The following is a 10,606-nucleotide window of genomic DNA, read 5'->3' on the forward strand; positions in this document are numbered from 1 at the left end:
AATGTATAAAAAAATCATATTTGTTCTATTATTGCTATGGTCTACATCTCTTTGGGCATCACTCTTTGGGGATGATGAAAAAGAGATAGTCTTGCCTACACATATCATTCACATTCAAGGTGAAGAATACTTTGATGAGTCTGAAATGTATGATGCTTTAGGTGTTGACCATAAGAGTATGTTCCAATTTTGGAAAGACGATGTTTCTCGTATTAAAGATAAATTATTACCTACTCTACATGCTTCATTAAGATCCTTTTATGACTCTGAAGGATTTTATGATGCTGAATTTACTATTAAAGAGACGAATACAACCGTTACAGTTGATATCACAGAAAACGAACCTGTAAAAGTCAGGGATATAAATATCTCCGGTGATTATAATATCTCTTCACTGGTCTTATGTGAAAAAAATGAAATTTTTCAAGCTAAGAAATTTATATCAGTAAAAAGCAAAATTGCTGCTCAGTTACTTAAAGACGGTTATTGCTCTTATGAACTTGACACTAAGGCATATGTTGATCTGGATAAGCATATCGTTGATCTTCGCTACAGGGTAAAAAAGGGTGGCGTATGTACCTTTGGAAAAGTTACAGTTAGTGGCTTGGAAACAATTGATGAAGATGTTGTTAAATCACGAGTAAGAGCAGAAGAGGGTGAAAGATTTAGTACAGAATTGGTAAAAGATACCTCTGATGCACTTTATGGACTTCAATCTTTTGATTCAGTGCTTATTGGAGTAGATAGAAAATTTTATAATGTTGTACCAGTTGATATAACAGTTAAAGAGATGGGAAAACCATACCATTTTGAAGCAGGTGCCGGTTTTGATACTTATGTCGGTGCACGAGTACATAGTTCAATAACTAAACATAATTTTCTTGGTGATGCTCAGGAATTAAAGCTTCAATTGGCTTGGTCACAGTTAGAACAGTTAGCCATTTTAAGTTTTTACAGACCTGTCCTTTTTAGTATTTCTGATTATTATGTAGGTATAGGTGGAAAATTAGGATATTCAAACTTGGAATATGATGGGTTCCAGGAAGAAAAGGCATTCTTCAGAACCTATCTTGAACACGAAACTAAAAGAACTAAATTAAGAGTGGGACTTGCACTTGAAAATATTATTATTACTGCTTTAGATAATCTTGATCCAGGAGAAGAACTAGGACAAGCTGTCAATGAAGGAACATTTATACTTACTTATCCGTATGTAGATTTCACTTATGATGCCAGAGATTCTAAATTAAACCCTAAATATGGGTATTATTTCCGTCTGTACAGTGAGGTTGGTCTCTCTGATGATGAAGAGTCAAGTTTATATTATAAGACATTGCTTGAAGGCAGATTTATTCATACATTTGGAGATCTTACACTTGCAGCCGTAGGAATAGCAGGTGTTGTCGATGAGGAAACAAGACAAAGTCTTCCTGAATCAAAATATTTCTTTGCTGGGGGATCATTCTCCAACCGTGCATATGGATTTAGAGAATTGGGTGTGATCATATCTCCTACTGAAGATACAATATATGGTGCAGCAACTTGGGCTAACCTCACCCTGGAAGCTGATTATCCTATTTGGGGTGATGTGTATGGAGCAGTCTTTACAGATAATACTATGTTAACTGCAGATCCTTATGATTTTTCAGGGGAAATAATAACTTCTGCAGGTGTTGGTGTACGATACATGACTCCTATAGGACCATTTAAATTGGATGTTGGTATGAATGTACAAGATACTTCTCAGTATGGAATATCATTCCAGATAGGACAATCATTTTGAAGAAATTATTTTATAGCCTCCTGATTTTTTTTCTTGTTCTGATAGCTGCAATTGTTTTTGCTGCCAATTCCTCATGGGTTATCAAAAAAGCAGCCGATAAATTTGCACCTGATTATAAGATCTCTTATGATGATATAACAGGTAATGTGTTTACAGGTGTAAAAATATCTGAACTTAAGTTTGATGGCAAAACACTTACAAAAAATATAAAATTTTCATGGAACCCTTCTAAAATCTTATATAAAAGAATAGCGATCAATGAGATTAGTGTAGAAGCTTTAGATGTTGATGTTGTTAAAGCGTTAATTGCTTCTTTTCCAAGTGATGATAATAGTACTTCAGAGCCTTTCCCTTTAGTCGTACTTGTAGATAAAGTACATGTAAGTGTTGATCCTTTTGAAGAACAGGGAATCCTCATTTCTAAGACACTTTTAGATGTAGAAGATGTGATGTATGCAAATGATGAGATAGGCATTGACTATCTTATGTTAAAAGCAGATACCAATATAACGAATGTTGTACTTGAAGCATCTCTTGATGATGGTAAGTTAGAGATAAATAAGCTTCTTGTGGAAGATGTAGATACCGTTTCTCTAGAGACCATGTTTTTGGTAAAAGAGGCAAACAGCACAAAAGAGGAGCGCAGTAAAACAACGCAAAATGATAAAAAAGAACCTCTTAATCCTCTCATCCCTACAGAAGTGAACTTGGATGAATTGGTTGTTTCTGTAAAGCCAAGAGTGTATAAATCTGCAAATATAGAACAGGTGAAAATTGAGATCAATGATCTTAATGCAAATATTGGAAAGATCATGTCAAACAATGAAAATAGTATCGCTGTTAGTAATTTTGCTCTTTTGTTTGACTCTAATATCAGTCTTATAGATATTTCTGGAAATCTTAAAGATGAGACCCTGACTTTTGAAAATATCAATTTAAAAGAGATAAATACAATTGCACTTCAACATCTTTTTGTACCAGAGACAAATGCAAGTGCAGTTGAGAATGTTGATGAAAATCGTACGGTCATTGCTGACGATAAAAAAGCTGAAAAAAATCAAGAGGTTAATAATTTAATTCCTAAATATGTAGTAATCAAAGCACTAAATACGCAGATAGTACCTGCAACATATGATCCTGTAAATATTGTTGATCTTTTATTGCGTGCGAAAGATGTTAAATTTAATATACAAAAACTTGTAGTTGAAAATGGCTATGTGGATTTAAATGGAACAACAAACCTTTCTAACATTACATATAGGGGAAAAATTAAAGATAATCAGATTGTAGGTGGTGTTGTCCTCAGTCCAAATGAAGAATTGTTTACACTCTATAAATTACCTATACGAAAAGAAGCAATAGGTAACATAACTATTGATATTGATGCAAGTAAAGAGCATGTTATAGCAGATCTGAAAGCTAAAGCAAAACAAATATTAATTGTAGAAAAATCTGATGATAATAACAGTGATACAAATGCAAGTAAAGCATTTAATGTTGATATTGATAGTCTGTTAAGTCATGTAGTTTATACCATAGCAGATAATACAATGGTTGCCGATACTAAGATCATGATAACAACACCATATGCAAAAGACATTTCTGTAACTAACAAATTCTTGATGGATAAGAATATGAGTTACTCTGGAGATATCAAAGCAGAAAAACTGATCGGAATTGATGCTAAATTAGTGAAACCTTTAAACAATTTTAATGTTAAATACTCTGGTGATCTTAAAAGTGTTAAAACTGACATCTCTTCAGATAGTTTAAAAGGAAGTTTTGTCTCATCTGACTTTAAAAAAGGTAATTTTCACATAGAAACTACGAAAGCAATAGAAGTAGATAAGATGGTTGCATTACCAGGTGAATTGAATGGAACAAAAGTAAATGCAGTGATAGACGTACCTTTGGATTTCGCAAAAATCACTCCTATTCAAGCAAAAGCAAAAATAACTTCAAATATTTCTAATATTGAGGCAGATATAACTTATGGGGAAACACTACAGGCTAAAATAACAAGTAATATACCGGCAGACTCTCTTCTGAAGAACTTTGATAAAAATGTTAAATGGAACGCAATAAGTCCACTGGTTATCAATGTTGATTTAGGTAAAAAAGATGCAACCCTAAAATTAAAATCTAAAGAACTCTCTTCTGATATTAAATATGTGTTAGATAGTGGAAAAGTAGATGGAACGATCAAACTTGCAGGTTTAGTTACTGATGTAAAAGGAATTGCTGATGAAAATATTACTATCAAAGCTAAAGTTAACTCTATAGAGTCATTAATGAGCTCTGTAAAATCTTTCTATACTTTAGAAGGTTTACCTCCTGTAGAAGGTGCGTTAAACTTATCTGTTGATGTTATGAAATTAAAGCAGGCAAATCTTTCTCTCTCTTCTCCAAAAATCATTTATCATGCAGATCGTAAAACAGAACATGTAATAAATGATGTAAAATTAGTTGTAAGCGCAGACAAGTCAAAAGTACAATTAAAATCATATGCTGTAACTTATGATGAAATGAAAATTTTCTCCACAAAACCTTCCCTTGTTAAGATGAAAAAAGAAAATATTGAAATTTCAGAACTTTGGTTAAATGATCAACTTAAAGTAGTCGGTACTTATAACCTAAAAACTGCAAAAGGAGATATCTCTGCTGATGCAAGTACTTTGCATATTGCCCATAAGATGATTGAGCTTGATTCTGCTATTAATATTAAAACACTCCTAAATGAAGGAAAAACATCTGTAAAAGGTAAGGTTGTACTACTCGGAGGACAGATCCATTATGACTTGGGAACAAAAACATATCCTTCAGACAGTGATATTATTATTGTGCAAGATATGAAAAAAGAGGAAGCAAGTCCGTTTATGGATAACCTTAGTGTGCTTATAGATGTTACAACAAAAAAGCCGCTTATTTATAAGCAAGGTCCTATAGATATTCAGGCAAAAGTAGATTTAGACATACACAAAGCTGAATATTCTGAACTAATGGTTTTGGGTGAAGTGGTGATTGTAAAAGGCGGTAGTTATACTTTTGAAGGTAAAAAGTTTGTACTGGATAAAAGTAATATATATTTTACAGGTAACCCAAATAAACCTCTTCTTGATATGAGTATCAAATATAAGTCTTTAAACCATCTTATCACAATTGCTGTTTCAGGTACACCGGCTACACCAAATATAACCTTCTCTTCCATACCTAGTTTGAGCAGAGAGCAGATACTCTCTATCATTTTATTTGATTCTGAAGAGGGTGCCGGGACAAATAGTGGTGAAGATATGATGAAAATGATGGGAGGGGCTATGGCTAAGTCAGCGCTTTCAGACATGGGGATAAAACTTGATCATCTTGCAATAGGTTCTGATGGCAGTGTAGAGGTGGGTAAAAAACTTACCGATAAGATCACGTTTATTTATGTAAACGATGAAATTCCTCAGGTAAGAGTTAAATATCAACATAGCCCTCGCTGGGAAAGTGTGATAAGTGCTGATGAAGAGTCAGAGTCTTATGATATTGTCTATAAGAAAGATTTCAGTGAGGATGATATTATACTATTTGGGAAATAGATCTTAGAGATGCCCATAATTCTTTTTAAGTTTTATCCTAGTATAATGAATACAGGTAATAAATGTTAAAAAGCTAAACTTGTTGTGAAGCAAGGACAGAAAGTCATGGGTCTTTAAAGATATCACTGCTATAGTGATAAAGATCGCCAGACTACACAATAGAGTATACCTCTTCTATCAATAGATAATTCTGCCCTTTTTCTTTGTATTGTTTTACAGCAGTAAAAATTGATAAAAGGATTGATATGAAGGTATTAAAAAATAAAAATATACTTAACCTACTTATCATTACTTTCATAGTGCTATTGGGCATTGTATCATACTATACCTATCTCTCCTATCAGAAATATATTACTGTACAAAACAATACAAAACTTTCCTTTTTTGTAGATAAGATGGAATCTGTACTGAATAAGATAGAATTTGAGAGAATCGACAGTGTTACCTATTTGTCAACACAAGAAAAGAGAAGCTTTCAAAAATTAAAAAAGAGAAGAGTTGAGGTTGATCGTGCTTTGGCAGGATTAGATACCTTTGTAAAATATAACAGTAAATATACGATTTTTAACGTACAGATCAAAGTGATCACTAATGAACTCAAGGATGTGAGAAAAGAGGTTGACAATTTAAGTGAAGATCATAGAAATATTTTTTTTCACGCGTATCATAGTAAAGTTTTTGGGTCATTTTTAGAGATATTAAAAGCTATTTCCAGTGCTGAAAGATCAAAGGTAATGAAAAGTTATCTATTGATGTATGAAAAGTACACAGAGCTTAGAGAGAACAGTGTATTGGAGAATACAAGTATTTACTCTGTTTTACTCGGATCAAGAAAAATGAGTGATACAGATATTGCACTTTGGAAGCAACTTATAGGTAAAGACATCTTAGCTCCGTTTAATACATTAGCAGATAGTACAGTAGCTTTAAAACTTAAAGAACTACTTTCAGTAGAAGAATTTAATATTATCATTTCAGAAGAGCGTGATATGATCTTGTCTGAAGCAGGAAAAGGAGAGTATTCGGTTTCTGTTATTGGATGGCAAAATCAGATAAATAAAAAAATGGACTACTTTACCCAAGTACAGTCACTACTGCATACTGAGATACAAAAAATAGAACAAGAGTATATATTATCAAGTAGAATGGTCATGATAGGATATGGGGTGGGGGCATTGTTATTACTGCTTCTTCTGCTTAGACTTTTTGTAATATATACTAAGAGAGATAAAGATAGACAGATCACTGAAGATACTTTAAGAGATATAGAGTTGGTTTTTAATAAAGATCAACAAAATGAGATTAAAAGATTGATTGAAAGTGGGAAGGTTGATCATATTTATAAGTTTTTGATCCAAGCTATTAAAGATGCCAATCAGACAAAAGACCTTTTCCTTGCGAATATGTCTCACGAGATACGTACCCCTCTTAATGGTATCGTTGGATTTACGAATTTACTGAAAGAGACTGATGATAAAGAGGAACAAGCGGAATTTATCTCAGTGATAGAGAAGAGTTCTGCAAATCTGTTGACTATTGTAAATGATATTCTTGATTTCTCTAAGATAAAAGCACAGAAGATAGAGCTAGAGAATATAGAGTTTGATCCTGTAGATAGCTTTGAAGCTGCTGTTGAGTCATATGCTGCCAAGGCTGCAGAAGAGAATATTGACTTTAATATTTTTTTGGATCCCCAGCTACCTACATTACTTATAGGTGATCCTACAAAGATATCTCAAATAATTGTGAATCTTGTGAGTAATGCGATTAAGTTTACTTCCAAAAATGGTGAGGTGAGTGTAAGTATTGAGAAGCTCTCTGAGAATACAGAGGAAGTGGAAGTTAAGTTTGAAGTTTCTGATACAGGAATTGGTATCACTAAGGAGCAAAAAGAGAATATATTTGAAGCCTTCTCCCAAGCAGATGTAAGTACCAGTAGAAAGTATGGTGGTACAGGTCTAGGGTTGTCGATTGCAGGTAGGTTTGTTGAACTTATGGGTGGGAAACTGAATATTTGGAGTGTTAAAGATGAAGGATCTGCTTTCTACTTTACTCTGACATTTATGAAGCCTAAAGCAGCCAGAAGAAGAGAAGTGGTTGATATGAGTTCGTACTCTGTTGGTATTCTCAACCCACATATAGATACAGAATATTATATCAATAAGAATCTTGAATCATATATCACTTATACCGGAGCAGAAATAAAGTATTATACGGATGAATCATTGTTAGCATCAAGAGATAGCTCAAAACTTCCTGATATCCTTTTTATTGATCATAAATTCCGTCATAGAGGGGATGAAATTAAGCAGTTCTTGGACTTTGACACAAAGATAGTGCTGATGTCAACAGGAGATCAGAAGAGAAATCTAAAGCGATACAAATCGCGTATAGACAGGATACTCTATAAGCCGATAAACTTTACAAAAACACTTAAAGCACTTAGTGATCAAGAGGATCTCTCAGAGACCGAGAAAAAAATCACCTTTGAAAATGTACATGTATTAGTTGCAGAAGATAATCTCATTAACCAAAAACTGATACTCAATGTACTGAATAGATTTGGTGTAGAGGTAAGTATCGCAAATAATGGTAAAGAGGCTCTTGAACACCGTATGGAAAATGAGTATGATATGATATTTATGGATATTCAAATGCCTGTCATGGGTGGTATGGAAGCGACTGGAAATATCTTGAGTTATGAAAGACATAACAATAAAACACATATACCTATCGTTGCTTTAACAGCAAATGCACTTGTTGGTGATAGAGAGAAATATATAGGTGCAGGTATGGATAGTTATCTCTCAAAACCTATACAGTTAGAGAAATTAAATGTACTTCTGCAAGAGTATTTTGAAAATAGAATCGTTGAGAGTAAAGCCTAAAAGCATCTAATATTTTGACAGGTGTACTCTTAAGAAAGTCTCCCTTTAAAATCCTCATACCTAAACTCACGTACAACTTCCACATTTCCATCTTCTTTTTCTATGGCGATGCTTGGAAGTTTGATACCGTTAAAAGTAGTGGCTTTAACCATAGTGTAGTGCATTTGGTCTTCGAAGATGACCCTGTCTCCTATCTTTAGTGGAGCATCAAAACTATAGTCACCCATGATGTCTCCGGCTAAACAAGTATTTCCTGCAAGACGATAGTTATAAGCCTTTTCTCCTGCTTTAGCTGCACCACGTACTTCTGCACGATAAGGCATGATGATGGTATCAGGCATATGGGCTTCTGCAGAAGAGTCCAATATAGCGATATCCATACCATTATGAACGATATCCAAAACGGTGGTAATTAAGGTACCAGTTTCCCAACCTATGGCTTCGCCAGGTTCGAGATAAACTTCTACATTATATTTTTCTTTGAAGTTATTAATAAGGATAATCAGCTTTTCCATATCATACCCTTTTCGGGTAATATGGTGTCCTCCACCGAAGTTGATCCATTTCATTTGGAGAATATATGGACCAAATTTCTCTTCAAAATTTTTAAGCACATTTTCAAGTGCATCACTGTCTTGCTCACACAGTGCATGAAAATGCAAGCCATCACATTGTTCTAAAACAGATTTATCAAGATTGGCTAAGGTTGTACCAAGCCTGGAATTGAGTCCACAAGGGTTATATATCTCTTTAGGTGACTCTGAATACTCAGGATTTAGGCGTAATCCAAGGGAGAGATTTGGATTTATATTTTTAGCCTGTGTTGCAAATCGTTTAAATTGTTCAGGTGAGTTAAAAACCAAGTGATGGGATATCTGTGCTATCTCTTCAATCTCTTCTTCCTTAAAAGCAGGGGAGTAAGTATGTACTTCTTTGGAAAATGTTTCATGGGCAAGTTTTGCTTCATGCAGACCACTGGCACAACAGCCATCAAGATAAGGTTTGATCAGTGGAAAACTTTTCCATAAAGCATAACCTTTAAGTGCCAGGAGAACTTTTGCACCTGACTTGTTCTTTATTTCTTCTATCAATTCAAGGTTTTTTTGAAGTAAAGTTTCTTCAAGTAACCAACAAGGAGACGGCAGTTTTTTTCTATTTATGTGATTCATAAGAAATTATAGCAATAGAAGCTAAAATATTTTGATATAATTTTGTTTAAGAATATAGTAAAAAGTTTTTTAAGAGGGGTATACGTATGGAAGTAAGAGAAAACGAAATGCAAAGAGATTACATAAGATTTGATGGAAATGATATATCATTGGCAGCTAAAATGGTGGATAAACTTACAAGCACTATTGATATTATTTATTATCTTATGAATCGCAGAGAGGAACGGGCCTTTGTTGTTATGCTCGTATCGGCACAAAACATAGATGTGAAAGCATTATTGACAGAAGAGAAACGTAACACAGATATATTGTTTGAGATTGATGAAGAAGCCTCTTTATATGCGATTATTTGTCAAAACACTAAAATAGATGGAGGATATTATTTTGCAGATAGAGTACTTCGTAGTATGATATTAGCTAAAGGTGAAGATATCTATTGTACAGAACTGGAAGTAAGAACAACAGTACACAGTATAAAATATGTAATTTTAAAACTTATAGAAACATTTATAAAATCAAAACAAGATAAGAAACAGGGGCAGATTGTTTTTAGAACGCTTCATTAGTATGCTTTAAGCCATATTAAGGTAAAATCGCGTCCAAATAATGGCTTACAATGTATGTAGCTAAAATAGATTAAGGATAATCCAAAATGAAAAGAACGTTTCAACCACATAACACACCTAGAAAAAGAACACACGGATTTAGAACAAGAATGAAAACTAAAAATGGTAGAAAAGTGATCTCTGCAAGAAGAGCTAAAGGTAGAAAAAGATTAGCAGTATAAAAGACTAGTGGTATAAAGCCATCAGTTCTATAAAACATTTTACTAGGATAAAAACCAGTAAAGAGTTCAATGGAGTGTATCATCGCTCCTCAAAAACTTGGCATACACCTTATTTTGTACTTTTCTATAAAAAGAGCACAGAGAACAAAGTAGGTTTTGTAGCCAGTAAAAAAATAGGAAATGCAGTTCACCGAAATAGAGCAAAGCGTTTGCTTAGAGCACATTTCATCGAAAATATTGACCTTTTATCAGAAGGGTCTTATGTCTTGGTTGCAAAACCGGCTCTTTTAACCGAAAGTTTTTTAGAGATTCGTAAATCATATCTTCATGCACTTAAAAAGTGCGCTGCATTAGCTAAAGACCTCTAAAATTAGAGCTTTTCTTAGCACAATTTAACACAT

7 protein-coding genes and 1 riboswitch are annotated in these 10,606 nt (G+C 33.6%); of the genes, 6 read left to right on the plus strand and 1 reads right to left on the minus strand.

All coding sequences use genetic code 11. The features are described from left to right. Position 1 precedes the first annotated feature (1 nt). The 3 genes from ACLHDG_RS04320 to ACLHDG_RS04330 all read left to right on the plus strand — a co-directional run bounded on the left by ACLHDG_RS04320 (position 2) and on the right by ACLHDG_RS04330 (position 8,249). The gene (locus ACLHDG_RS04320; RefSeq protein ID WP_415407763.1) at positions 2–1,783 is read left to right on the plus strand and encodes an autotransporter assembly complex protein TamA; all 1,782 of its coding nucleotides are present in this window, start codon (positions 2–4) and stop codon (positions 1,781–1,783) included. Then, on the plus strand, positions 1,780–5,361 hold the full coding sequence (locus ACLHDG_RS04325) for a translocation/assembly module TamB domain-containing protein (RefSeq protein ID WP_415407764.1): 3,582 nt from the start codon (positions 1,780–1,782) through the stop codon (positions 5,359–5,361). Before ACLHDG_RS04320 ends, ACLHDG_RS04325 begins: the two co-directional genes overlap by 4 nt. A 62-nt stretch (positions 5,362–5,423) precedes the next feature. Next, positions 5,424–5,520: riboswitch (cyclic di-GMP riboswitch) on the plus strand. Between the two features lie 86 nt (positions 5,521–5,606). Next, complete coding sequence (locus ACLHDG_RS04330; protein ID WP_415407765.1) at positions 5,607–8,249, plus strand: ATP-binding protein; 2,643 nt, start codon at positions 5,607–5,609, stop codon at positions 8,247–8,249. Between the two features lie 29 nt (positions 8,250–8,278). On the opposite strand, the gene nspC is transcribed toward ACLHDG_RS04330, so the two are convergent. Next, positions 8,279–9,418, minus strand: coding sequence for a carboxynorspermidine decarboxylase (gene nspC, locus ACLHDG_RS04335; protein WP_415407766.1), 1,140 nt, complete (start codon positions 9,416–9,418; stop codon positions 8,279–8,281). A gap of 86 nt (positions 9,419–9,504) precedes the next feature. Between nspC and ACLHDG_RS04340 the strand changes: the two genes are divergently transcribed. From ACLHDG_RS04340 to rnpA, 3 genes are all read left to right on the plus strand, one after another. Further along, the gene (locus ACLHDG_RS04340) at positions 9,505–9,984 is read left to right on the plus strand and encodes a hypothetical protein (RefSeq protein ID WP_415407767.1); all 480 of its coding nucleotides are present in this window, start codon (positions 9,505–9,507) and stop codon (positions 9,982–9,984) included. Positions 9,985–10,070: 86 nt separating this feature from the next. After that, a complete protein-coding gene (gene rpmH / locus ACLHDG_RS04345; RefSeq protein WP_041124785.1) occupies positions 10,071–10,205 on the plus strand; it encodes a 50S ribosomal protein L34 in 135 nt (44 codons plus the stop codon). Positions 10,206–10,252: 47 nt separating this feature from the next. After that, complete coding sequence (rnpA, locus tag ACLHDG_RS04350) at positions 10,253–10,573, plus strand: ribonuclease P protein component (RefSeq protein WP_415408325.1); 321 nt, start codon at positions 10,253–10,255, stop codon at positions 10,571–10,573. Positions 10,574–10,606 lie beyond the last annotated feature (33 nt).

This window comes from Sulfurovum iocasae, assembly GCF_047716765.1.
Taxonomy (GTDB): Bacteria; Campylobacterota; Campylobacteria; order Campylobacterales; family Sulfurovaceae; genus Sulfurovum.

What these genes read in the sequence shown, in the direction of transcription:
- rpmH (WP_041124785.1), top strand. Translation starts at nt 10,071, where the DNA reads ATGAAAAGAACGTTTCAACCACATAACACACCTAGAAAAAGAACACAC.
- ACLHDG_RS04330 (WP_415407765.1), top strand. Translation starts at nt 5,607, where the DNA reads ATGAAGGTATTAAAAAATAAAAATATACTTAACCTACTTATCATTACT.
- nspC (WP_415407766.1), bottom strand. Translation starts at nt 9,418, where the DNA reads ATGAATCACATAAATAGAAAAAAACTGCCGTCTCCTTGTTGGTTACTT.
- ACLHDG_RS04320 (WP_415407763.1), top strand. Translation starts at nt 2, where the DNA reads ATGTATAAAAAAATCATATTTGTTCTATTATTGCTATGGTCTACATCT.
- ACLHDG_RS04340 (WP_415407767.1), top strand. Translation starts at nt 9,505, where the DNA reads ATGGAAGTAAGAGAAAACGAAATGCAAAGAGATTACATAAGATTTGAT.